Origin of the sequence: Streptomyces sp. NPDC050610, assembly GCF_040654875.1 — a bacterium.
GTDB lineage: Bacteria > Actinomycetota > Actinomycetes > Streptomycetales > Streptomycetaceae > Streptomyces.
Window position 1 is genome coordinate 27,711 of the sequence record NZ_JBFAIV010000026.1, and the last position, 24,408, is coordinate 52,118.

At 74.0% G+C, this 24,408-nt stretch carries 18 protein-coding genes; 7 read left to right on the plus strand and 11 right to left on the minus strand.

From position 1 onward, the window contains the following. Positions 1-29: 29 nt before the first annotated feature. Positions 30-746: a GntR family transcriptional regulator gene (locus AB0I22_RS27835; protein ID WP_363133672.1), complete on the minus strand. Its 717-nt coding sequence runs from the start codon at positions 744-746 to the stop codon at positions 30-32. Positions 747-1,072: 326 nt separating this feature from the next. On the opposite strand from AB0I22_RS27835, the gene AB0I22_RS27840 reads away from it, so the two are divergent. Genes AB0I22_RS27840 through AB0I22_RS27850 form a run of 3 tightly spaced genes read left to right on the plus strand, consistent with a single transcriptional unit; the run spans position 1,073 to position 3,317 of the window. Continuing rightward, on the plus strand, positions 1,073-1,837 hold the full coding sequence (locus AB0I22_RS27840; protein WP_363133673.1) for a 5-oxoprolinase subunit PxpA: 765 nt from the start codon (positions 1,073-1,075) through the stop codon (positions 1,835-1,837). Next, a complete protein-coding gene (locus AB0I22_RS27845) occupies positions 1,834-2,454 on the plus strand; it encodes an allophanate hydrolase subunit 1 (RefSeq protein WP_363133674.1) in 621 nt (206 codons plus the stop codon). Before AB0I22_RS27840 ends, AB0I22_RS27845 begins: the two co-directional genes overlap by 4 nt. Beyond that, positions 2,451-3,317: a biotin-dependent carboxyltransferase family protein gene (locus tag AB0I22_RS27850; RefSeq protein ID WP_363133675.1), complete on the plus strand. Its 867-nt coding sequence runs from the start codon at positions 2,451-2,453 to the stop codon at positions 3,315-3,317. Before AB0I22_RS27845 ends, AB0I22_RS27850 begins: the two co-directional genes overlap by 4 nt. A gap of 40 nt (positions 3,318-3,357) precedes the next feature. Here the strand turns inward: AB0I22_RS27850 and AB0I22_RS27855 are convergent, their stop codons facing one another. The 3 genes from AB0I22_RS27855 to AB0I22_RS27865 all read right to left on the minus strand — a co-directional run bounded on the left by AB0I22_RS27855 (position 3,358) and on the right by AB0I22_RS27865 (position 9,893). Further along, positions 3,358-6,954, minus strand: coding sequence for a hydantoinase B/oxoprolinase family protein (locus tag AB0I22_RS27855; protein ID WP_363133676.1), 3,597 nt, complete (start codon positions 6,952-6,954; stop codon positions 3,358-3,360). A 225-nt stretch (positions 6,955-7,179) separates the two neighbouring features. Beyond that, positions 7,180-8,322 carry a glycosyltransferase family 1 protein gene (locus AB0I22_RS27860; RefSeq protein WP_363133677.1) on the minus strand — a complete coding sequence of 381 codons (1,143 nt, stop codon included), beginning with the start codon at positions 8,320-8,322 and terminating at the stop codon, positions 7,180-7,182. Positions 8,323-8,465: 143 nt separating this feature from the next. Further along, the gene (locus AB0I22_RS27865; RefSeq protein WP_363133678.1) at positions 8,466-9,893 is read right to left on the minus strand and encodes a HEAT repeat domain-containing protein; all 1,428 of its coding nucleotides are present in this window, start codon (positions 9,891-9,893) and stop codon (positions 8,466-8,468) included. Positions 9,894-10,215: 322 nt separating this feature from the next. On the opposite strand from AB0I22_RS27865, the gene AB0I22_RS27870 reads away from it, so the two are divergent. Continuing rightward, positions 10,216-11,667, plus strand: a complete 1,452-nt coding sequence (locus AB0I22_RS27870) for a SpoIIE family protein phosphatase (RefSeq protein WP_363133679.1) — start codon at positions 10,216-10,218, stop codon at positions 11,665-11,667. 52 nt (positions 11,668-11,719) lie between these two features. On the opposite strand, the gene AB0I22_RS27875 is transcribed toward AB0I22_RS27870, so the two are convergent. Beyond that, a complete protein-coding gene (locus AB0I22_RS27875; RefSeq protein ID WP_363133680.1) occupies positions 11,720-13,210 on the minus strand; it encodes a hypothetical protein in 1,491 nt (496 codons plus the stop codon). Positions 13,211-13,444: 234 nt separating this feature from the next. Here AB0I22_RS27875 and AB0I22_RS27880 point away from each other — a divergent pair, with 234 nt between their 5' ends. Beyond that, a complete protein-coding gene (locus AB0I22_RS27880; protein ID WP_363133681.1) occupies positions 13,445-14,605 on the plus strand; it encodes an aminoglycoside phosphotransferase family protein in 1,161 nt (386 codons plus the stop codon). 336 nt (positions 14,606-14,941) lie between these two features. Beyond that, complete coding sequence (locus AB0I22_RS27885; RefSeq protein ID WP_363133750.1) at positions 14,942-16,900, plus strand: peptidoglycan recognition family protein; 1,959 nt, start codon at positions 14,942-14,944, stop codon at positions 16,898-16,900. Between the two features lie 65 nt (positions 16,901-16,965). Here AB0I22_RS27885 and AB0I22_RS27890 read toward each other — a convergent pair whose 3' ends face one another. The 6 genes from AB0I22_RS27890 to AB0I22_RS27915 form a co-directional block, all read right to left on the minus strand. Further along, positions 16,966-17,466 (minus strand): hypothetical protein, encoded by a 501-nt coding sequence (locus tag AB0I22_RS27890; protein ID WP_363133682.1) that lies wholly within the window; start codon positions 17,464-17,466, stop codon positions 16,966-16,968. 154 nt (positions 17,467-17,620) lie between these two features. Next, entirely contained in the window at positions 17,621-17,857 is a 237-nt protein-coding gene (locus AB0I22_RS27895) for a DUF397 domain-containing protein (protein WP_363133683.1), read from the minus strand. A 161-nt stretch (positions 17,858-18,018) separates the two neighbouring features. Beyond that, positions 18,019-19,185 carry a thiolase domain-containing protein gene (locus tag AB0I22_RS27900; RefSeq protein WP_363133684.1) on the minus strand — a complete coding sequence of 389 codons (1,167 nt, stop codon included), beginning with the start codon at positions 19,183-19,185 and terminating at the stop codon, positions 18,019-18,021. Then, the gene (locus tag AB0I22_RS27905; protein WP_363133685.1) at positions 19,182-20,252 is read right to left on the minus strand and encodes a thiolase domain-containing protein; all 1,071 of its coding nucleotides are present in this window, start codon (positions 20,250-20,252) and stop codon (positions 19,182-19,184) included. Before AB0I22_RS27905 ends, AB0I22_RS27900 begins: the two co-directional genes overlap by 4 nt. Beyond that, entirely contained in the window at positions 20,252-21,220 is a 969-nt protein-coding gene (locus AB0I22_RS27910; RefSeq protein ID WP_363133686.1) for an OB-fold domain-containing protein, read from the minus strand. The genes AB0I22_RS27905 and AB0I22_RS27910 overlap by 1 nt, the downstream gene beginning before the upstream one ends. Positions 21,221-21,680: 460 nt before the next feature. Beyond that, positions 21,681-22,481 (minus strand): crotonase/enoyl-CoA hydratase family protein, encoded by an 801-nt coding sequence (locus tag AB0I22_RS27915; RefSeq protein ID WP_363133751.1) that lies wholly within the window; start codon positions 22,479-22,481, stop codon positions 21,681-21,683. Between the two features lie 204 nt (positions 22,482-22,685). On the opposite strand from AB0I22_RS27915, the gene AB0I22_RS27920 reads away from it, so the two are divergent. Then, positions 22,686-24,308 carry an acyl-CoA synthetase gene (locus AB0I22_RS27920; protein WP_363133687.1) on the plus strand — a complete coding sequence of 541 codons (1,623 nt, stop codon included), beginning with the start codon at positions 22,686-22,688 and terminating at the stop codon, positions 24,306-24,308. Positions 24,309-24,408: the final 100 nt, after the last annotated feature.

A 24,408-nucleotide genomic window follows, 5' to 3' on the forward strand; every position in this document is an offset into this window, starting at 1 on the left:
CCAGGCTCGGCCTCCAGCAGCCCCTGGGCTCACCCTCCGGCAGCCACCTCGCCGGCGTAGGCCCCCGAGAGCTGCCGCAGGGAGTCCTCCAGATATCCGGCCAGCAGCCGCTCCGCCTCGGCGGCGGCGCCCGACTGGAGCGCCTCCAGGATGTGCCGGTTGCGCGAGAGGTAGGGCTCGTGGAAGCGACGCGGGTCGTCCATCACGTGGAAGACCAAGCGGAGTTCGGCGAGGACGCCGCGCATCAGCTCGTCCGTCCGCGGGCTGCCGGCCAGCCCGACCAGCGCCTGGTGGAAGCGGATGTTGGCGGTGGACAGATCCCGCCAGGCCCGGTCGCTCGCGGCCCGCTCCCCCGCCTCGACGGCGGCCATGACCGGGGCCAGCCGGTAGGGCGGCCTCCCGAGGCCGCGCACCGCCGCGCACTCCACCAGCTCGCGCACCCGGTAGATGTCGGTCAGGTCCTCGATCGTCACGACCCGGACGAAGACCCCGCGGTTGAGTTCGTGCACCAGCAGCCGCTCGTGCGTGAGCAGCCGGAACGCCTCCCGGAGAGTGTTGCGCGAGACCCCCAGCGCGCCGCAGATGCTCTCCTCCGAGAGCCTCACCCCCGGCGAGAAGAACCCCGAAGCGATCCGGTCGCGCAGTATGTCGGCCACCCGCTCCGCCGTACTGAGCCGCCCCAGCAGCACCCGGTCGCCCTCCAGTCCGGAGACTTCGATGAGTCCCGGGTCGACCGCTTTCGCCACGCCGTGCCTGCCTTTCGCCCTGACGGGCCCCGGCCGGGGCCGCGTTGACGTCGAGAAGTCAATCCCAGATCGAAGGTCGAGACAACCAGATCACGGACCGGGGTCCCGCACCTCTTGTCTAATCGTTCAACGATCCTCTAACTTGACGGGAAAGCCGCTCGCCCGGCTGCCATCCAGCGTCCTCCAGCGCGAAGCCGCCTGGACACCCACCGCGGACATCCGCGCCGCATCCGCCGTCCAGCGCGGATACGGACGCGAACGCGGACGCGGAGATGGCTACGGGCCGGGCGGCCGCCCCCGACCCGGCACCTCTGGAACGGACGCACATGACCGACCCGGTGATAGACCTCAACGCCGACCTCGGTGAGGGTTTCGGACGGTGGAGTCTCACCGACGACGACAGCCTGCTCTCCGTCGTCACCAGCGCCAACGTCGCCTGCGGCTTCCACGCAGGGGACCCGAGCACCATGCGCCGGGTCTGCGACCTCGCCGCCGAGCGCGGCGTCGGCATCGGGGCCCAGGTCTCCTACCGCGACCTCGCCGGCTTCGGGCGGCGCTCCATGGACGTGCCGCCCGACGAACTCGCCGCCGAGATCGCCTACCAGATCGGCGCGCTGGAGGTCTTCGCCCGCGCCGCCGGCGCCCGCGTCACCTACGTGAAGCCGCACGGCGCGCTCTACAACCGCAGCGTGCACGACGAGGAGCAGGCCGCCGCCGTCATCGAGGGGGTGCGGATCGCGGGCGGGCCGTACCCCGTGCTCGGCCTGCCGGGCTCCCAGCTCCACCGGGCCGCCGAGCGCGCGGGCCTGGACGTCGTCACCGAAGCCTTCGCCGACCGCGCCTACACGGCGGCCGGCACCCTCGTACCGCGCCGCGAGGCGGGCGCCGTCATCACCGACCCGGACGCCGTCGTCGAACGCTCCGTGACCCTGGCCCGCGAGGGCTCGGTGACCTCGGCCGGCGGCGACGTCGTACGGGTGCGCGCCCGATCCCTGTGCCTGCACGGCGACACCCCCGGCGCCGCGGCCCTCGCCCGCCGGGTACGGGCCGAGCTGGAGGCCGCAGGCGTGCGCGTGGCGGCCTTCGCGTGAGGGCCCTGCCCGTCGGGGACGGCGCCCTGCTCGTCGAGCTCGACAGCGGCGCGGCCGCCGAGGCCCTGCACGCCGAGCTGCTGCGCCGGGCCGCCGCCGACGAACTGCCCCCCGTCCGCGAGATCGTCCCGGCCGCGCGCACGGTGCTGCTCTCCGGGCTCGCCGACCCCGCCCGCCTCGCCGCGGAGCTGCCCACCTGGACCGTCCCGCCGCTCGCCCCCGGCCGGCGCGGCGCCCTCGACATCGCGGTCCGCTTCGACGGACCCGACCTCGCCGACGTCGCCGAGCTGTGGGACACCTCCCCCGAGGCGGTCGTGCGGATCCTCTCCGACACCGAATTCCGCGTCGCCTTCTGCGGCTTCTCCCCCGGCTTCGGCTACCTCACCGGTCTGCCGCCGCGGTACCACGTGCCGCGCAGGGCCACCCCCAGGACGCGGGTCCCCGTCGGCTCCGTCGGCCTCGCGGGCCCGTACGCCGGCGTCTACCCCCGCCCCTCGCCGGGCGGCTGGCAGCTCGTCGGCTCCACGGACGCCGTGCTGTGGGACCACTCACGGGAGCCCGCGGCGCTCTTCGCCCCGGGAACCACGGTCCGCTTCGTCCCGGAGGCCGCCCGATGAACCGCCGCGCGATCTCGGTCGTACGGGCCGGTGCGCTCAGCACCGTCCAGGATCTGGGGCGGCCCGGCCACGCCCACCTCGGGGTCGGGCGCGCGGGCGCCCTCGACGAGCCGGCGCACCGGCTCGCCAACCGGCTCGTCGGCAATCCGCCCGAGGCCGCCACCGTGGAGACGACGCTGACGGGGTGCGCCGTACGGGCGCACGGCGCCGTGACCGTCGCGGTCACCGGCGCGCCCTGCCCGGTCGCCGTGGACGGCCGCCCGGCGGCGTGGGGAGCCTCCGTGCGCGTACCCGACGGCGCCGTGCTCGACGTCGGTGCGCCCACTCACGGGCTCCGCGCCTATCTGGCGTTCTCCGGCGGGATCGACGTCGAGCCGGTGCTCGGCAGCCGCTCCACCGACGTGCTGTCCGGACTCGGGCCGCCGCCGCTGGCCGACGGGGCCGAACTCGCGCTCGGAACGGCGCGCCCGGCGCCCCCCGGCGCGGACGCACTGCCCGTCCCGGGCCCCGCACGGGAGTTGGTGCTGCCGGTGCTGCTCGGGCCCCGTGACGACTGGTTCACGGATGCCGCGCTGCGCACCCTGGCCTCGGGCTGCTTCTCGGTGTCACCGGCGAGCAACCGCATAGGGATGCGCACCGAGGGCCCGGCGCTGGAACGGGCCAAGGAGGGCGAACTCCCCAGCGAGGGCATGGTGCTGGGGGCGGTGCAGGTGCCGCCGGACGGCCGGCCCGTGCTGTTCCTCGCCGATCATCCGACGACGGGCGGCTACCCCGTCGTGGGCGTCGTACCGGAGCGGTGGCTGCCGGCCGCCGCCCAGGCGGTGCCGGGCACGCCCGTCCGCTTCGTGCCCGAGCGGCTCTGATATCCGTACTGCATAAAACGCGTAAAACCGCATCAAGCAGTCAGACGGCACCGTAGCCACCGCCGCCGGGGGTGCGGACGACGAGCACGTCCCCCGTCCGCACCGCCGCCACATCGCAGCCGGCCAGCGGCTCCACCGCGCCGTCCGCCCGCTCGATGAGGTTCTCGCCGCGCGCGCCCGGCTCGCCGCCCGCCATGCCGTACGGCGCGACCCTGCGGTGGCCGGTGAGCAGGGCGACGGTCATGGGCTCCAGGAAGCGGATCCGCCGCTCGACGCCCCGGCCGCCGTGCCACCGGCCGCGCCCGCCGCCGTCTGCCCGTACCGAGAAGCTCTCCACCCGCACCGGATAGCGCCACTCCAGCACCTCGGGGTCGGTCAGCCGGGAGTTGGTCATATGGGTCTGGACGGCGTCCGCGCCGTCGAAGCCGTTGCCCGCGCCGGAGCCGCTCGCCAACGTCTCGTAGTACTGCGTGCGGTCGTTGCCGAAGGTGACGTTGTTCATCGTGCCGGACCCCTCCGCCTGCACGCCCAGCGCCGAGTACAGGGCGCCCGTGACGGCCTGCGAGGTCTCCACGTTCCCGGCGACGGTGGCGGCCGGGAAGACCGGTGCGAGCATCGACCCCTCGGGGATGAGGACGGTGAGGGGCTTGAGGCAGCCGCTGTTGAGCGGGATGTCCTCGGCCACGAGGGTGCGGAAGACGTAGAGCACGGCCGCCGTCACCACGGAGCTGGGCGCGTTGGCGTTGCCCTCCTGCTGCGGCGAGGTTCCCGCGAAGTCCAGTACGGCGCTGCGCTCCGCCCGGTCCACGCGCAGCGCGACCCGGATCACCGCGCCGCTGTCCGTCTCGTACCGGCAGGAACCGTCGGCGAGCCCCGCCACGATGCGGCGCACCGATTCCTCGGCGTTGTCCTGTACGTGCCCCATATAGGCCCGTACGACGTCCAGCCCGAACTGCTCGACCATGGCGCGCAGTTCCTGTACGCCCTTCTCGTTGGCGGCGATCTGGGCGCGCAGGTCGGCGAGGTTGGCGTCGGGCGCGCGGGAGGGGTACGGGCCCGAGGCGAGCAGTTCGCGGGTCTCCTCCTCGCGGAGCCGGCCGTCGCGGGCCAGCGGCCAGTTGTCGAAGAGGATGCCCTCCTCCTCGATCGTGCGGCTGAAGGCGGGCATCGAACCGGGGGTGATCCCGCCGATCTCCGCGTGGTGGCCGCGCGAGGCGACGAGGAAGAGGAGTTCCCCGCCCGGCTCGTCGAAGACGGGCGTGATGACGGTGACGTCCGGCAGGTGGGTGCCGCCGTGGTACGGGTCGTTGACGGCGTACACGTCGCCTGGGCGCATGCCGTCGCCGTTGCGCCGCAGCACCTCCTTGATCGACTCCGCCATCGAGCCGAGGTGCACCGGGATGTGCGGGGCGTTGGCGATCAGGTTGCCGTCGGCGTCGAAGAGGGCGCAGGAGAAGTCGAGCCGCTCCTTGATGTTGACGGAGTGCGCGGTGCCCTCCAGGCGCAGCCCCATCTGTTCGGCGATGGTCATGAAGAGGCTGTTGAAGACCTCCAGCATGACGGGGTCGACGTCGGTGCCGACGGCGGCGGTGCGGGGCCTCGGCCGTACGCGCGTGAGCAGGAGGTGGCCGCGGTCGCCCGGGGCCGCCTGCCATCCGGGGTCGACGACGGTGGTGGCGTCGGGCTCGGCAATGATCGCGGGGCCGGTGACGGTGTCGCCGGGGCCGAGGCCGTCCCGCTCGTACAGCGGGGTGTCCTGCCACCGGCCCGCCATGAAGGTCCGTACGGTCGCGACGGGCTCCGACGCCCCTTGGTGCTTCGCGGCCGCGACGGCCGGGCGGGCCGTGCCGCCCGCCGCTCCGACCGTCTCCACCGACACCGCCTCGGCGACGATCGGCTTGTCCATGGCGAAGCCGTAGCGGGCCCGGTGGCTCCGCAGGAACTCCTCGGTCATCGCGCCGACCCCGTCCAGCGGCACGGCGAGGCCGGCGTCCGTGCCCGCGTAGCGCAGCTGCACCTTGGCCGCGGTGGTGAGGGCCCGCTCCTCGACGCCGTCCGCGAGGAGGTCGGCGCGGGTCCGCTCGGCCAGCCGCTCGGCCTCCGCGCGCAGCCCGGGCAGCGTCTCCTCGCTCAGTTCGGTCTCGACGGACTGCTCGCGCATCGCGGTGGCGTCGGCGACCCCGATGCCGTAGGCGGAGAGCACGCCGGCGAGCGGCGGCACGATCACGGTAGTGACGCCGAGGGCGTCGGCGACGGCGCACGCGTGCTGGCCGCCGGCGCCGCCGAAGGTGGTGAGCGCGTAGCGGGTCACGTCGCGGCCGCGCTGCACGGAGATCTTCTTGACGGCGTTCGCCATGTTGAGCACGGCGATCTCCAGGAACCCGGCGGCGACCTCCTCCGGGCCGCGGCGATCGCCCACCGCGTCCGCGACCTCCTCGGCGAGGGCGGCGAACCGCTCGGCGACGGTCTCCGCGTCGAGCGGCTGGTCCCCCTCGGGCCCGAACACCGCCGGGAAGTGGCCGGGCTGCACCCGGCCCAGCATGACGTTGGCGTCGGTGACGGTCAGCGGGCCGCCGCGCCGGTAGCAGGCGGGGCCCGGCGCGGCGCCGGCCGAGTCGGGGCCCACCCGGTAGCGCCGCCCGTCGAAGTGCAGGATCGAGCCGCCGCCCGCCGCCACGGTGTGGATGTTCATCATGGGGGCGCGCATCCGCACCCCGGCGACCTCCGTGCCGAAGATCCGCTCGAACTCCCCCGCATAGTGCGACACATCGGTGGAGGTGCCGCCCATGTCGAAGCCGATGACGCGGTCGTGGCCGGCCTCGGCGGCGGCGCGCGCCATGCCCACGACGCCGCCCGCCGGCCCGGACAGGACCGCGTCCTTGCCGCGGAAGCGCGCGGCCTCCCGCAGTCCCCCGTTGGACTGCATGAACATCAGCCGCACGCCGCGCAGTTCACTCGCGACCTCCTCCACATAGCGGCGGAGGACCGGGGAGAGGTAGGCGTCGACCACCGTGGTGTCGCCGCGCGGTACGAGCTTCATCAGCGGGCTGACCTCGTGCGAGCAGCTGACCTGTGTGAAGCCGAGGCGGCGGGCCGCGTCGGCGGCCGCCTGCTCGTGTTCGGCGTACCGGTAGCCGTGCAGGAAGACGACGGCCGCGCTCCGGTAGCCATCGGCGCGTGCTGCGCGCAGCTCCGCGCCCACCGCGTCCAGGTCCAGCGGCCGTACGACGCCGCCGTCGGCCCCGACCCGCTCCCCTGCCTCGATGACCCGCCCGTACAGCGCCTCGGGCAGCACGATGCGGCGGTCGAAGAGGCGCGGCCGGTTCTGGTAGGCGATGCGCAGCGCGTCCCGGAACCCTTCGGTGGTGACGAGCACGGTCGGCTCGCCCTTGCGTTCGAGGAGCGCGTTGGTGGCCACGGTGGTGCCCATCTTGACGACGGCGATCCGGTCCGCGGGGATCGGATCGCCGGGGCCGAGTTCCAGGGCCAGCCGGATGCCGGCGACGGCGGCGTCCCGGTACCGCTCGGGGTTGTGGGACAGCAGTTTGCGCGTGTGCAAGCTGCCGTCCGGGCGCTTGGCCACCACATCGGTGAAGGTGCCGCCGCGGTCGACCCAAAACTCCCAGAGCCCTGTCATCGGGCCATTGTGGCAGCGTCGTTCGCGGTTGTGCGGGAGCGTTCCCGGCCGGTGCGGCCGGTGTCCTGACGGGAGATCAGGACAGGACTCCCGGGGCGGCTACGGGCAGGCACGCGCGCGTGCGCGATGCCCGTGGCCATCGGCGACCGGCCCGGTTTCGGCAGACACGCGCGCGTGCGGTACGTGCTGTTGAGCGCGTCGGCGGTCCGGACGGCCGAGCGGCGCTCACACGGCCACCGCCGACCGGGCGCCCAGCACCTCCGCGTAGTGGTCGAGGAGCTGGTCGCCGACCGCCTCCCAGCTGCGGCCCTCGACGGCGGCACGGCCCGCCCGCCCGTACTCGGCGCGCAGCCGCCGGGCGTTCTCCAGGGACAGCACGGCGTCCCGCACCGCCTCGGCGTCGCGGGGCCGTACGAGCAGCCCGGTGCGCCCGTGGTCGACGAGGTCGAGCGGCCCGCCGACGGCGGGGGCGATCACGGGTACGCCGCTGGCCTGCGCCTCCTGCACGGTCTGGCAGAAGGTGTCCTGGGGGCCGGTGTGCACGAAGAGGTCCAGGGAGGCGAAGAGGCGGGCGAGTTCGCCGCCCGTGCGGGTGCCGAGGAACAGCGCGCCCGGCAGCGCGCCGCGCAGAGATGCGGCGCTCGGCCCGTCCCCGACGACGACCAGGCGCACGCCGGGGAGCGCGCACAGGGGCGCAAGGAGGTCGACGCGCTTCTCGGGCGCGAGGCGGCCCACATAGCCGACGATCAGCTCGCCGCCGGGCGCCAGCGAGCGGCGCAGCTCCAGGTCCCGGCGCGCCGGGTGGAACCGCTGGGCGTCCACGCCGCGCGGCCACAGCCCCACGCGCGGCACGCCGTGCCGTACGAGGTCCCGTACGGCCGCCGTGGACGGGGCGAGGGTGCGGTCGGCCGCCGTGTGCACGGCGCGGAGCCGCCGCCAGGCCGCGGCCTCGCCCGCGCCCAGGTACGTACGGGCGTAGCCGCCCACATCGGTCTGGTAGACCGCGACGGCGGGGAGCCGCAGCCGGGCTGCGGCGGCCATGCCGCGCACTCCGAGGACGAAGGGGCTCGCGAGGTGGACGAGTTCGGTGCGGTGCGCGGTCAGCGCGGCGGCGACGTGCCGGCTGGGCAGCGCCACGCGCACCCGCGGATAGCCGGGCAGCGGCAGGGACGGCACGCGGACGACGGGGCAGGGCTCGCCGCCGGGATCGTCGAACGATTCGCCCTCCGGCCCGTCGCGCGGTCCGGAAGGGGCGATGACCAGGGGGTCGTGGCCCCGGCGGGCGAGGTGCCGGGCGGTCTGGAGGGCGCAGTGCGCGACGCCGTTGACGTCGGGCGGAAAGGACTCGGTGACGATGGCGACTCGCATACCGGTGTTCTCGGCGGCCGGGGCGTGTTGGGGGCCACGGGGACCTTTCCGGGCGACGAACGTCCCATGAGCGTTTCGCCCGCCGGGCCGACCGGCTGGCACGATCCGGGACCGGGTGCGCCCCGGCCCCCTCTGTACCGCCTCTATACCGCGGGCGCGTCCGGACCGATGCGGCTGCGCACGGCGGTCTGGACCTCGGCTTCCTCGGCCGGGTCCGCGGCGAGCCGGCGGAGCTGGTCGACGACGCGGTCGTCCGCGGTGGCGGCGTGCCGGGCGGCCAGCTCGCGGGTGGTCTCCTCGCAGTCCCACAGGCACTCGACGGCGAAGCCCGCCGCGAAGGAGGGATCGGTGGCGGCGAGCGCGCGGGCGGCGCGGCCGCGCAGGTGGGAGGAGGACGTCTCGCGGTAGACGTGGCGCAGGACGGGCGCGGCGCAGCTGATGGAGAGGCGGCCGGCGCCGTCGACGAGGTCCCACAGGACCCCGGCGTCGGGGCCCTCGGTCCGTACGGTCCGGCGCAGCGCGCTCAGCACGGGCCCGGCGTCGTACTCCGCGCCCCGGCAGGCGAGCATCCCGGCTGCGGCGTCGCCGAGGGCGTCGGTGCGGTGCAGCCAGGCCCGGGCCCGTACCAGGGCGGCGGTGCTGCGCATCCGCTCGAACGCGGTGACGGCGGCCTCCGAGACGAGGGCGCCGGGGTCCTCCACGGCGCTCTCGATGAGGTCGAGGGCGCGCGGGTCGTGGTGTTCGGCGAGGTAGCGCAGGGCGGTGGCGCGGGCGGCCTCGGGGCCGGCGGTCGCGGCCTCGATGATCTCCAGGCGGTCCTCGGGCCCGGCGACGGCGGTGAGGCACCGGGTCGCGGGGACGTGGCGGTGCTGGGTGGGGTGCATGTCGAGACCCTGCTGGGCCCAGTCGAGGACTTCCCGCACGCTCCAGCCCGGGCCGGGGCCGGCCGGCCGGAGCTGGCGTCGCCAGCGGTCGAAGGAGCCCTGTTCGCCGGCGGCGCGCACTCGGGCGGCGGTTGCCGGGGAGAGGGTGTCGTCCGCCCACAGCCGCCAGGGCCGCGGCTCGAACGCGTCGCGTACGGCGGTGGTGAGGGCCGCGTCCCCGTCGGGGGTCTGCGGGAATCTGGCGAGAATGAGCTCGCCGAGGCCTGCCAGGCCCGTGTCGTCGTCCCGCAGGGCGAGCTCGTCGAGGGCCCAGGCCCAGCTCGTGCCGGTGGCGGCGTAGCGGCGCAGCAGCAGCAGCGCCTCGCGGCGGCCGTAGGAGGCGAGGTGGCCGAGGACGGAGAGACAGAGGCCGGTGCGCTCCTCCTGCGGGTCGAGGAGGTCGTCGGGGTGGAAGAGGTGGTGTTCGATCTCGTCCAGGGGGCCGTCGAGCTCCATGTGGAGGCGCGCGTAATAGAGCGAGCGGTTCTCGACCTGCCAGTCGCGCCTGGGATCGCGGAGCACGCAGTGGTGCAGCGCGGCGAGCGCCTCGGCCCGCGGGGCCGCGAGAGCGTGCAGGGTCCCGTCGCCGCGGCCTCGTTGCAGGAGGCCGAGCAGGGTGCCGCTGGGCGCTATGTCTGGATCGAACATGGGGTCAGCATCCGGTGCGGGGACTTCGGTGGCAACGGGATTTCCGTCGTCCGGCATTCTTGCCGGTGTCCGCCCGCCTTATGCCGGGTGAACAGTGCGGACCTCGTTGCTTCCGCGCGGCGCAGCCTACCCGGAGCAGGAGATTCCGCCGAGTTCCGGCCAGCGCTTACCGGCCGGGCCAGTGGCATATGCCAGAAGCACCACCGTATCGGGTAGCGCCGAATCCCTTACGCGGTGTCGCTGCCTGTGCAACAGTCGTAACCGGCCCACTTCGCCAGATCCGCCCGAGCCGGCCGCGCCGCGCGTCAATCGGAGTACGTACATGCCGTCCCCCCTCTTCGCGGACCGTTCACCCGCCCAGCCGCCGGAGCGCGGCGCGGTGGACGCCCTCATCTCGCAGACCCGAAGGCTCCGCGGCGGCGTGGACGCCGTCCGCCGGGAGGCCGCGGTGGACGAGGAGCAGCTGGACGATCCGCAGGTCCGCTGGCAGCGCGCGCTGTGCGAGCTGGCCGTGCACCACCTCGACGACCTCGGCGCGCACCTCGGCCAGCTGCGCGAAGGGGTCCCCGCCGAGCTGCTGGAGCCGGAGCCGTACCGCCCGCCGCTGCCCGTGGCCCCGCCCGAGCCGGAGCGCGGTTCGCTGCTCAAGCGGGTCGGCAGCGCCGAGTGGAATCTGCTGACCGACGACGTGACCTGGTCCGAGGAGCTGTTCCAGATCTTCGGCCGGGACCGCGCGGACGGCGCGCCGACCCTGGACGAGCTGCCGTCCTGCCTCCACCCGGACGACCAGGACCTGCTGACGGCCAGGGTCACCGACTGCCTGGTGGACGGCAAGCCGATCGACGACGAATTCCGCATTCTGCGCACCGACGGCGGTCAGCGCACGGTGCACATGATGGGCGAGCCCGTGCTCGCCGCCGACGGCAGCACGGCGTCCATGTGGGCGGTGCTGCGCGATGTCAGCGAGCTGCGCCGCAGCCAGCGCGCGGTGCACGAGAGCCGCGACTCCCTCCAGCGCGAGCGGCACATCGCACGGACCGAGCACCGGCTCGCGGTGGAGCTGCAGGAGGCCGTGCTGCCGCCCTGGCGCGGCTCCCTGCGGCTCCCGCAGGGCGGGCCGGCCTCCCTCGATCTCGCCGGGCACTACCTCCCCTCCTCGACCAGCGCCCTGGTCGGCGGCGACTGGTTCGACGCGCTCCAGCTCCCCGACGGACAGACCCTGCTCAGCGTCGGCGACCTCACCGGGCACGGCGTGAGCGCCACCTCCGGTGTGGCCATGCTGCTCGGCGCGCTGCGCGGGATGGCGGTGGCCGGCGCCGCGCCCGGTCCGCTGATGGGCTGGCTCAACCAGATGCTCGACGCCTCCGCGCAGCCCGCCCTGGGCAGCGCGATCTGCTGCCGGTACGAGCCCGTCACCCGCACCCTGTCCTGGTCCCAGGCCGGCCACCCCGCGCCGCTGCTGTTCCGCGCCGGGGCGGGGCGGGCCCTCCAGCCGCCGGAGGGCGTGCTGCTCGGAGCGACCTCCGGCGCGCGCTACGCGCAGGCCGAGGAGAAGCTGCTCCCCGGTGATCTGCTCGTGCTGCACACCGACGGACTCTCACCGCGCACCCCCGAGCTGGACGTGGAGCGGGGACCGGACCGGCTGCTGGAGCTCGCACCGCGGTTCGCCGCCGCCCGCGACGCGCAGGACTGCGTACGGGCCGTGGTGGAGGAGTTCGGCGGTGAGGAGCGGGAGGACGACGCGTGTGTGCTGATCGCGCGCGTCGGCTTCTAGCCTCTAGCCTGGCCTCCGAGGCGCGGCAGGGCTGTGGTGCCGCTCTCTCTCCTCACACAGCGCCGCTCCTGCTCTTCGGCACGCTTTTCGGCAGGGCCTGCCGGATCTCCGCGCGCAGCTCCCGGATGCTGCCGTCGCTCGCGTACCGCCCGGTGAGGCGGTACATCTCGCGCAGCCGGTCCCAGGTGCGGTGGGACGAGGTGTGGCCGATGGTCGCCAGCGCCATCCTGGCGTACTGGTCGGCCTCCTTCGGGTCGCTGCCGATGAAGCAGGCCGACGCCAACGAGATGTAGTCGAAGACCTTCGACCGCTCGCGGCCGTCCCCCCGCAGCCGCAGCGCCGTCTTGGCGTGGCTCTGCGCGACGCGCGCCGCCGACGGATCGCGCTCCGCGAGCGTACGGAAGGCCAGGGCCTGCATGCCGTGCAGGTCCGCCTCGTCGAACATCTGCATCCAACTCGGCGGCGGCACATCGCCCTTGTCCGCGGCGAAGAGCTCCTCCGCCCTGCCCAGGGAGCGGCGCATGGCCTGGCCGCGGCCCATCGACGCCTGTGCCCACGCCTCGATGGTGCAGAGCATCGCCCGGGTGCGCGGCAGGCTGTCGGGGCCCGAGCCGCGCTGCGCCAGCTTCATGAGGTCCAGCGCCTCGTCCGGGCGGCCGAGGTGGACCATCTGGCGGGCGGCGCGGGAGAGCGCCTCGCCGGCCCTTGGCCGGTCGCCGCCCTCGCGGGCCGCGTGCGCGGCGATCACGAAGTACTTCTGGGCGGTGGGCTCCAGGCCGACGTCGTGGGACATCCAGCCCGCGAGGACCGCCAGGTTGGCGGCCACCCCCCACAGCCTGCGCTGCAGCTGCTCGGGGTGGTGGTAGGCGAGCATGCCGCCCACCTCGTTGAGTTGGCCGATGACGGCCTTGCGCTGCAGCCCTCCGCCGCGGGACGCGTCCCAGGCGCGGAAGACGTCGACCGAACTCTCCAGGGCGTCGATCTCCTGGGACCCCACGGGGGCCGCTTCGTACCGGTCGTAACTGGCCGGATCCGCCGACATCGCGGAGAGGGAGGACAGGGGGTCGTCGAGGCGGGGGGCATCGGAGGCCAGCGTCTGATCGGAGTTCAGCCAGTCGTGCAGCGTGCTGCTGAGTGCGGTACCTGTGGCGAGCGCGGCGCCCGCGCCCACCAGGCCACGTCGATTGAGCATGAGGTCCATTCCCGTGAATTCGGTGAGGACCGCGGCCGTACGCCCGGGGGGCCAGTGCAGTCCGTCCGCGGACTGCTTCTTCCCTGCGCGCCCCTGTTTCGCGAACCCGAGGTCCTCGATGGTCACGACACGACCGAGACGCTCGGTGAAGAGGGCCGCCAGCACCTTCGGCACGGGGTCGCGGGGGCACTCCCCCGTGTCGATCCAGCGCCGCACCCGCGAGGTGTCGGTGGCCAGCTGGAGGTGGCCCATGGCCGCCGCCTGTCGGTTCACCAGCCTCGCGAGCTCCCCTTTGGACCAGCCGGCCAGGCCGAACAGGTCCGAAAGTCGGGTGTTGGGTTCCCTCATCACGTCAAGCCCCCAGGTTCCTCGGCTGACTTGAAGGTATCGGCCCGTCATGGGCCACGCGAGTATTCGCCAGGGTTCGCCAGGGTGCGCCAGATGGTGTGCCACCCGCGGGCGGGTGTGACGTAGGAACGCGCCACCCGGGCCCGGCAGCCGGACCGCATTCCCCAGGGTGCTCATGGCATCCGGGACCGGGGCGCGCATGCAATTCGTCGGCACACGAAGGGATCTGTATCGCCCATGTACGCAGCATCGTCCTCCGTGTCCGCTCCGCCTCGGCCCTACCGTCCGCAGCCGGCCGGAGGAGGGCCCTATCTCGACCCCACCCATGCCGCCGGAGCGGGCAGCGTCACCGGCCTTCCCGGCTCCCCCGTCGCCCCTCCCGGCGCCGGCGGGCCCGGTGGAAGGCTCAAGCGGCCCCAGGGAACGGGCCGCTCCCAGCCGCTCAGCGGGAGGGTCGACTTGTCCGGCCCGCAGGGCGCCCAGCTGCGTACGGCCATCGCCTCGGTGCACCGCATCTGTCCGGAGTTCAGCCCGGTGCAGGTGCTGCGCCACAGCGGCCGGTCCGTGATCCTGATCGGCACGCACGGGCGCAGCACGGCGGTCGCCAAGTGCTTACTGGACCATTCACCCGTCTGGGCCGAGCGGTTCCGGCACGAAATAGCCGCGTACCGCGCGTTCGTGCGGCACCGCCCGCCGGTGCGCGTCCCCCGGCTCATCGCGGCCGACCCGGACAACTGCGTCCTGGTCGTCGAGCGGATGCCGGGGCGGGTGACGGCCTCGCAGCGGCATCCGGTCGAGGCGCCGCCGCGCGCGGACGTACGGGCGGCGCTCGGCGCCGTGCACCGGATGAACCAGTGGCGGCCCCCGGCCGGCCTGTTCGAGATGCCGCTGGACTACGGCAAGCGGATCGCCCGCTTCCATGAACTGGGGCTGCTGACCGACCGGGACCTCAGCGATCTCCAGCAGCTGCTGCGCGGGCTTTCCCACGCGCAGGGGCAGTTCTGCCACGGCGACGCCCTGCTCTCGAACATCCTCCTGTCCCCCGCCGGGCCGGTGCTCGTCGACTGGGACCAGGCGGGCTGGTATCTGCCGGGCTATGACCTGGCCACCTTGTGGACCGTCCTCGGGGACGCCCCCGTGGCGCGCCGTCAGATCAGCCAGCACGCCCAGCAGAGCGGATCCGCCGCGCGGGACGCCTTCCTGGTGAATCTGATGCTGGTGCTGACCCGCGAGATCCGCACCTATGAGACGGCCGTGCAGCGCACCATGCACGACCCCGCCCCGGCGGCTCCGGGCGCGGTCGAGAGCGGTGAGGAGCAGCGGCTGCTGCTCCGTCGGCTGCACGACGACTGCGCGCTCGCACGGCGTGCTGTGCGAGCCGCGGTCGGCACCCGCTGACAGCGGGTCGGCCTCTTTGCGGCGCGTCACCGGTATGGACCTGTGACGCGCCGCAGGTCTGCGCGCCCGTTCCGGGGAACTCCCCGGTATGGGCACTGATGTGCGAAACCCTCTCCCTCAAGCATGATTGACGCCGCCTCGGCCAGGGGTACCTCTAAGTGGATCCGGCTCCGCCCGCCCACCCGCGCACCATCCGCCCCGGCGCACGGCACGGCCCGGCTTGAGGAGGCTGCGTTGCCCGCACTGCCCGCACTCCCCCCGCGTCCAGCACGTCCAGGCGCGCGAACAGATCCGCGAAGAAACGATTCGGGACCGCCGAGACGCTACCGCCGCGCCCTGCGCACCGCGGGCGTCGCGGCGACCGCCGCCCTGCTGCTGCCACTGGTCGCGACCGGCCCCTCCGCCACGGCCGCGCCACCGCCCTCCGGCGCGCTGCAACGCTCGTTCGCCGACGCGGCCGCCGCCTACCACGTGCCGCCGGGCGTTCTGCTCGGCGTCGCCTATCTGGAGTCCCGCTGGGACGGCCACGGCGGCGCGCCGAGCGTCACGGGCGGCTACGGCCCGATGCACCTCACGGACGCCCGTACGGCCCTGGCCGAGGCCCCGCACCACAGCGACGCCGGCGAGGACCCCCGAGGCGACGGCGCACGGCCCTGGACGCCCGTACGCGACCGGCTGCCCACGGCGGCCGCCGAGGCGCCCGCCCGGCTGCGCACCCTGGACCGGGCCGCCGCCCTGACCGGCCTGCCGGGCGAGAGGCTGCGGCAGGACGCGGCGGCCAACGTCCGGGGCGGCGCCGCGCTGCTCGCCGCCGAGCAGCGGCGGCTGGGGCTGCCGCTCAGCGCGGCCCCAGCCGACTGGTACGGGGCGGTGGCGAGCTATTCGGGCGCTTCGGACGCCGCGACCGCCGCCGTGTTCGCGGGCGACGTCTACGACGTCCTGCGCGGCGGCGAGTCCCGCACCACGGACCAGGGCCAGCGCGTGACGCTCCCCGCCGCCCCCGCGCTACGGGCCGAGACCGCGCAGCTGGGGCGGCTCGGCCTGCCCGCCGGAGGTTCGGCGCGACGCGCGGCGGACGGGAAGGGCCGCGGAGTCGAGTGCCCGCGCTCCGTGGCGTGCGAGTCGGTCCCGGCCCCGTACGAGCGGTTCGGGGACGGCGACTTCGGCAACCACGACCTGGCCGACCGCCCGAAGTCGCAGCGGGTCGACTACATCGTCATCCATGACACCGAGGGCAGCTGGGACACCACCCTCAAGCTGATCAAGGACCCGACGTACGTCTCCTGGAACTACACCGTGCGCTCCGCCGACGGGCACATCGCGCAGCACGTGCCGACCAAGGACGTCGCCTGGCACGCCGGCAACTGGTACGTGAACTCCAAGTCCGTCGGCATCGAGCACGAGGGCTTCCTCACCGCGCCCGACGCCTGGTACACGGAGGCGATGTACCGCACCTCGGCGCGGCTGGTGAAGTACCTGTCGCACAAGCTCGGCATCCCGCTGGACCGGCAGCACATCCTGGGCCACGACAATGTGCCGGGCACGACGGCCGCCACGGTCAAGGACATGCACACCGACCCGGGCCCGTACTGGGACTGGGCGCACTACTTCCAGCTGCTGGGCAGGCCCTTCCACCGCACCGCCGGGCCGCACGGCGGGCTGGTGACCATCGCGCCGGACTACGCCCGCCACCAGCCCGTCTACACGGACTGCGAGAAGGCCGGGCAGACCTGCGCGCCGCACGGGTCGGGCGCGGTCCGGCTGCACACCGCGCCGCGCGAGAGCGCGCCGCTGGTGAAGGACGTCGGGCTGCGCCCCGGCGGCGGGGATTCCACGACCGGCGTCAACGACACCGGAGCCCGTGCCTCCACGGGACAGCGGTTCGCCGTGGCCGGGCGCCACGGCGACTGGACGGCGATCTGGTACCTCGGGCAGCAGGCCTGGTTCCGCAACCCGCACGCCCGGCCGACCGCCGTGGACGCCAAGGGCCTCGTCGCCACCCCGAAGCGGCGGCCCGGCGGGGTCCCGGTGTACGGGCGCGCGTACCCGGAGAAGGCCGCGTACCCGGCCGGGGTGCCGGTGCAGACCGTCTCGCCGCTGCCGTACCGGCTGCTCGCCGGGCAGGCGTACGCGGTGGGCGGCAGGGCGGCGGCCGAGTACCTGTGGGCGGCGACGTTCGACCCGGCCGGGCACAGGGTGGTGCGCGGCAAGGACGTGTACTACGAGATCCAGGTGGGGCACCGGGTGGGGTACGTACGGGCCGCCGATGTGACGCTGCGGTCCTCCGGCCGGTGATTCACACGGAAGGATGACGCGGAGCCCGGCGGCCACCGGGCTCCGCACCCGGCATCGCCGGCAGCTCAGCCCTGCTGGAACAGCTCGGCGGGGAGCGGCTTGAGCAGCTGGTACAGCTCGTCGGTGATCGGCCGGTCCCAGCTGGCGATGGTGACGAGCACGCCGTCGCTGCGGTCGAACTGGGCGCAGGAGATGCGGCTCTCGGAGCACTTGACGCGCCGCACGATCAGCAGGTTGTCGTCGTGCATGACCGGGGTGTCCTCGGTCTCCACCACGTGCACCGGCTCGTCGTTGTCGAGCGCGGCCAGCAGCTGCGCCACCTCGAACGGCACCTGCCCGTCCGAGAGGTCGCGCGCCGGGGAGCCCTCGGGCAGGTTGCCGATGATCATCGACGGTCCGCGCCCGCCGAAGAGGTCGTAGCGCAGGAAGACGCCCTGGCAGCTGCCGTCGGGCGCGGGCAGCAGCCCGGCTCCGAGGTCCCCGGGCCAGTCCCCCGGGTCCATGGCGAGGACGTCGAAGTCCGGCCCGGTGGGCGTGGCGGCGCTGCGGCGGCGGAGGAACGACATGCCCACATCGTACGTGCCCGGCGCCCCCTCGCGTCTCCGGGCCCAGGGGCGGCAGCGGCCCGGCGGACCGGGGCGCGAACCGGCCGGGGAGGTTCCGCGGCGGCCGGGCCGGGCCCGCCGCCGGGGCGGACTCCGGCCCGTAGCGCCGGGTGCGTCAGGTGAGGTCGAATTCCCCGTCCCGCGCGCCGAGTACGAACGCGCGCCACTCGCCGGGGTTGAAGACCAGCGACGGGCCCTCCGGGCTGCGGCCGTCGCGCATGGCGATGTACCCCTCCACGAAGGCGACCTGGACGTCGCCGGATCCCTGACTGCTCGACTGCCACTGGGCGTTGCTCAGGTCGAGCTGCGGCTTCGCGCTGCCTGCCGGATGCTCAGTCGTGCTTTCCGCCACGTCCGTGCTCCTCCCGGTTGGTCGTCCGGGCCCCACCCTAGCGATCGGGGCGGGCGCCGGACAGGCCGCGGAGGCATGTCCGTACGCCCCGCCCGGGGTGCGGCCGCGAAGGGGCGCGAACAGGCCGCTGCGGCGCGTCGGCACGCCCGTGCGGACACGGTTCAGGAGGCCGGCGGCTCGGCCCCGACGAGCCACATGGAGAAGAACTGCGCGCCGCCCCCGTAGGCGTGGCCGAGCGCGGTGCGCGCCCCGTCCACCTGGTGCTCCCCCGCCTGTCCGCGCACCTGGAGGGCGGCCTCCGCGAAGCGGATCATGCCGGAGGCGCCGATGGGGTTGGTGGACAGGACGCCTCCGGAGGGGTTGACGGGCAGATCGCCGCCGAGTTCGGTGACGCCCGCCTCGGTGAGTTTCCAGCCCTCGCCCTCGGCCGCGAAGCCGAGGTTCTCCAGCCACATCGGCTCGTACCAGCTGAACGGCACGTACATCTCGACGGCGTCGATCTCCCGGCGCGGGTCGGCGATGCCCGCCTGCCGGTAGACGTCGGCGGCGCAGTCCTTGCCGGCCTGCGGGGAGACGAAGTCCTTGCCCGCGAAGAGGGTGGGTTCGCTGCGCATCGCGCCGCCGTGCACCCAGGCGGGCGGGTGCGGCGAGCGGTCCGCGCCGCCCCGGTCGGTGAGGATCATCGCGCAGGCGCCGTCGGAGGACGGGCAGGTCTCGGAGTAGCGGACGGGGTCCCACAGCATCGGCGAGGACTGCACCTTCTCCAGGGTGATGTCGTGCTCGTGGAGGTGGGCGTAGGGGTTCTTCAGGGCGTTGCGGCGGTCCTTGTACGCGACGAGGGAGCCCACGGTGTCGGGGGCTCCGGTGCGCCGCATGTACGCCCGGATGTGCGGCGCGAAGAACCCGCCGGCCCCAGCCAGCAGCGGCTGCTGGAAGGGGACGGGCAGCGAGAGGCCCCACATGGCGTTGGACTCGGACTGCTTCTCGAAGGCGAGGGTCAGTACGGTGCGGTGGACGCGGGCGGCGACGAGGTTGGCGGCGACGAGGGCGGTGGAGCCGCCGACGGAGCCCGCGGTGTGCACACGCAGCATGGGTTTGCCGACGGCGCCGAGGGCGTCGGCGAGGTAGAGCTCCGGCATCATGACGCCCTCGAAGAAGTCGGGGGCCTTGCCGATGACGACGGCGTCGATGTCGGACCAGCCGAGCCCGGCGTCCTGGAGCGCCCGGCTCGCCGCTTCCCGGACGAGTCCGGCGATGGACACGTCGTGGCGCGCGGCGACGTGTTTGGTCTGGCCGATCCCGACGACCGCGACGGGCTCCTTGCTCATCGGGGGTCTCCTTCCAGTACGGCGACCAGGTTCTGCTGGAGGCAGGGGCCCGAGGTGGCGTGGGCGAGCGCCCGGTGGGAGGCGCCGCGGTGGATGCGGGCCGCGGCCTCGCCGAGGCGGATGAGGCCCGCCGCCATCATCGGGTTGGCGGCGAGGGCGCCGCCGGAGGGGTTGACCGCCACGTCGTCGGCGAGCCGCAGCGCCTTGCGCAGGACGACTTCCTGGGAGGTGAAGGGGGCGTGCAGCTCCGCGGTGTCGACGGGGGCGTCGAAGGCTCCGGCGCGCTCGGCGGCGAGGCGGGTGGAGGGCGAGTCGGTGAGGTCGCGCACGCCCAGGGAGTGCGGTTCGACGCGGTGGTCGATGCCCTTGATCCACGCGGGCCGCGGGCAGAGCCGGCGCGCCGTGTCCCCGGCGGCGAGGACGACGGCGGCGGCGCCGTCGCCGATGGGCGGCGCGTCGTGCCCGCGCAGCGGCCGTACGAGGTAGTCGGCGGCGAGCAGCCGCTCGGGCGGGGCCGAGCCGCGCACCTGGGCGTGCGGGTTGTCCTCGGCGGCCGTGCGGTTGCGGGCGGCGATGGCGGCGAGAGCGCGCTCGTCGGTGTCGCCCGCGTCGATGAGCGCCTGGGCCTGGAGGGCGGCGAGGGAGACGGAGTCGGGCCACAGGGGCGCGAGGTAGTAGGGGTCGAGCTGCCGGGTGAGGACGTCGCGGAGCTCGCCGGGCGAGGACTTCCCGTACGAGTAGACGAGCGCGGTCTCGGCCTCGCCGGTGCGGAGCTTGACCCACGCCTCGTACAGCGCCCAGGCCCCGTCCATCTCGACGTGGGACTCGGAGATGGGCGGCCAGGCCCCCACGCCGTCGAGGGCCATGGTGAAGGAGAAGGCGCGGCCGGCCAGGTAGTCGCTCGATCCGGAGCAGGTGAAGTCCGTTTCGCCCGCGGTGAGTCCGACCTGTCCGAGGGTCTGTGTGAGGACGGGGAGCAGCATTTCGACTTCGGAGAGGTCCGCGGTGTTCGCGCGGTGCTCGCTCTGTCCGAAGGCGACGACGGCCACTTCCGGTGCGTCGGGCATCACAGCAGCTCCTTGTACACGTCGTAGTCGGCGTCCGGTTCGCCGGTGGGCCGGTAGTGGTCGGGGAACCGGCTGCCGGACGAGGCGTCGGGCCATACGGGCTCGACGCGCATGCCCATCCGCACCTGGTCGTACGGGATGCCGCCGATCCGTCCGTGCAGGGCGAGGTCGGCGCCGTCGAGGGCGATGTGCGCGTAGACGTACGGCACCTCGATGTCGAGGTTGCGGGCCTTGATGTTGACGACGCAGTAGGTGGTGACGGTGCCGCGCGGCCCGACCTCGACCTGCTCGGTGGTGGCGACGCCGCAGGTGGGGCAGGCGCCGCGGGGCGGCACGTACACCTTGCGGCAGGAGGGGCAGCGCTCGCCGACGGTCTTGTGCTCGGCGAGCCCCGCGAGGTAGCGGGTCTGGGCGCGGCCGGGCGAGTAGCGGTAGTCGAGGCGGGCGGGGGCGACGATGCCGGTGACGGGGTCGGCGAACTCCCCGTCGTGCGGCCGGGCTTCGCCGCCGGGCGTGCTCTCGTGCGGTTCGAAGCAGGCGATGTCGGTGATGGCCCCGGTGGGTTCGGCCGCCCAGCGGATGCGGACGCGCATCCCGGTGTGCACGGCCTCGGGCCCCGGCGCGTCGAGCACGTGGAGGAGGGCGGTGTCCGCGCCGTCGAGCCGGACGAGGACCCAGGCGAAGGGGGTGGACAGCGGCTGGTCGGGGCGGGGCGCCGGGTTCCAGGCCCAGGTGGTGACGGTCCCGGTGGCCGCCACCTCGACGAGTTCGCGCAGTTCTTCGGCGGTGGCCGGGTCGTACTCGACGGGCGGCACGAGGACGCGGCCGTCGCTCGTCCTGACCCCGAGCGGGGTGCGCTGACGCAGCCCGGTGAGGAAGGCGCTCTGCACGGGTCCAAGGGAGCGGGTGAAGGGGAATTCGACGGTGAGGGGCGCGCTCAGCGCCTCGGGCGCCGGGGCGGGTGACATGCGGTGGTCTCCTTCGCGTTGGGCCTGTGTCATATCCCTGGCGGGGCGGCGGTCGCGTGCCCTGGCGGCCGGGCGCCGGTGAGCAGCGGGAGCGGGCACGTACCGCGAAGCGGTGGGCATACGCGATCGCGGGCGGGAGTGCCGGACGACGGCGGGCATACGCACGTACCAACGCGAGCCGGAGCGCCGGACAGCGGCATGCGTACGCATATACCGCCCCGAGCGGGGGCGCCGGACGACGGTCGGCATACGCACGTACCGCCGCGAGCCGGGGCGTCGGACGACGGCAGGCGTACGCACGCAGCGCCGCGAGCGGAGACGCCGGGCAACCGCGTGCGCCCGCCCCGCTGACGGTTACGCGCGGGAGCGCCCGGCGGCGGCGCGTACGGGCCTTTCCGGCGGCGATCAGGTCGCGTGCGGCCGTCGCGGCCGGGAACGGCCGCTCGGCGGGAGCGCGGCATCAGGCTCGCCGGAAGACGGCCGGGCGCTTCTCGGCGAAGGCGCGGGCGCCTTCCTTGGCGTCGGCCGTGTCGAACACGGGCCAGCCGCGGTCCAGTTCGTGGGCGAGCCCGTCGGCCTCCGTCATGGCGGCGGTGTCGTACACGGACGCCTTGACGGCCTCGACGGCCAGCGGCCCGTTGGCGTTGACGGCCTCGGCGATCTCCAGCGCCTTGGCGAGGGCGGTGCCGTCCGGTACGACGTGGCCGATGAGTCCGATCCGGGCCGCTTCGGCGGCGGGGTACGGGCGTCCGGTGAGCAGCATTTCCAGGGCGTGGGTGCGCGGGATCTGGCGGGCGAGGCGGACGGTGGAGCCGCCGATGGGGAAGAGACCGCGGCGCACCTCGTAGAGGCCGAAGGTGGCGCTCTCGCCCGCGACGCGGATGTCCGTGCCCTGGAGGATCTCGGTGCCGCCCGCGACGCAGTGGCCCTCGACGGCGGCGATGACGGGCTTGCGCGGTCGGTGGTGGCGGAGCATCGCCTTCCAGTGCAGGTCGGGGTCGGCTTTGAGCCGGTCCCGGTACTGCTCGCCCATGCCCTTTCCGGCCAGGGCCTTGAGGTCCATGCCGGCGCAGAACGCGCCGCCCGCGCCGGTCAGCACGACCGAGCGGATGTCGTCGTCCGCGTCGGCGGCGAGCCAGCCGTCGTAGAGCCCGACCAGCATCGGCAGGGAGAGCGCGTTCTTCGCCTCCGGCCGGTTCAGGGTCAGTACCAGTGTGGCGCCGACGCGTTCGACGCCGAGGTGTTCCGTTTCCCCGCCCATTTCCCCGCTCATGGCAAGTCCTCTCGTCTCAAGGCCTAGAACAGGTTGCAGCAGGCGGGGAGCGAGTACAAGAGTTATCTGACAGGCAGTCAGTTTTCTTCGGCAGGCGCCCTTCCCACCTGTACGGCCAGGCGCTCTAATGACCGCCAAGCCGCTCCCTCGCCCCGGTCGGCCCCGATCCGTCAGCCTCGATCTGGAGGACACGTGGAGTACAACCTTGCCGACCTCTTCGAATCGATCGTCGATGCCGTGCCCGACCGCGAGGCGCTGGTCTTCGCCGATCACCCGGGCACCGGGGCCGAACGCCGGCTGACCTACGCACAGCTCGACGCGGCGGCCAACCGGCTCGCCCACTACCTCGACGGGCGCGGCGTGCGCCCCGGCGAACACGTCGGCCTGCACCTCTACAACAGCGTCGAGTACCTCCAGACGCTCTGGGCCTGCCTGAAGATCCGCGCCGTCCCGGTCAACGTCAACTACCGCTACGTCGAAGAAGAGTTGGCCTACCTGTACCGGGACGCGGACCTGGTGGCGCTCGTCTTCGACGGGGAGTTCACCGCCCGGGTCGCCGCGGCGCTCCCCCGCGCGGAACGGCTGTGCCACCTCGTACGGGCCGGCGAGACCCCCGAGGGCGCTCCGGAACCCCGTATCCCGCCCGTCGGCTTCGCCGAAGCGGAAGCCGCCGGCTCGCCCGACCGCGGCTTCGGCCCCCGGTCCGCGGACGACCAGATCATCATCTACACCGGCGGCACCACCGGCATGCCCAAGGGCGTGATGTGGCGCCAGGAGGACCTCTTCTTCTCCGGCCTGGGCGGCGGCGCGCCGACCGGCGAACCCGTCAAACGCCCCGAGGAGCTGGCGGAGCGGGTGGCCGCGGGCGGCGAGGGCCTCGTCTTCTTCCCGGCCCCGCCGCTGATGCACGGCACCTCCACGCTCACCGCCTTCATCGCCTTCGACTTCGGCCAGAAGGTGGTCATCCACCGGAAGTACGCCCCCCACGAGGTGCTGCGCACCATCGAGAAGGAGAAGGTCACGAGCGTCTCCCTGGTGGGGGACGCGATGCTGCGGCCGCTGGTGGACGCGCTCGGCGGACCGCTGCGGGGCACGGACTGCTCGTCGCTGTTCACGGTCAGCAGCTCGGGCGCGATCCTGTCGGAGACCGTACGGGCCCAGTTCCTGGAGCTCGTGCCGAACGTGCTGTTGCTCAACAACTTCGGCTCCTCGGAGTCCGGTTTCAACGGCACCGCGACCGAGGACTCGGGCCCCGACCGGGGGTTCCGGCTGCGCGTCAACGACCGTACGGCCGTGGTCGACCCGGCGACGCACGAGCCGGTCGCGCCCGGCGAGCCCGGCCGGCTGGCGCAGCGCGGACATGTGCCGCTGGGCTACTACAACGACCCGAAGAAAACCGCCGAGACGTTCTTCGAGGCGCGGGGCGAACGGTGGGTGCTCCTCGGTGACATGGCGACCGTCGACGCGGACGGCGTGGTGACCGTGCTCGGGCGCGGCTCGCAGTGCATCAACACGGGCGGCGAGAAGGTGTATCCGGAGGAGGTCGAGCAGGCGCTGAAGGCGCATCCGGATGTGTACGACGCGCTGGTCGCGGGCGTGCCGGACGCGCGCTGGGGCAACCGGGTGGCGGCCGTCGTGCAGCCGCGCGAGGGGGCCGGGCCGCTGAGCCCGGAGGCCGTGCAGGCGCACTGCCGGACCCGGCTCGCCGGGTACAAGATCCCGCGCAGCGTGGTCTTCACGGACCGCATCCAGCGCTCCCCCAGCGGCAAGGCGGACTACCGCTGGGCGAAGGCGAAGGCCGCCGAGGCGGGGTGAGCGGGCGGCGTGCTCACTTCCGGCGCGGACCCACGGCTCTCACGCCCGGTGCGCCCGGGCGCCTGCCCGGTGCTGACGCGCGCTCACCCTCGGTGCTCAC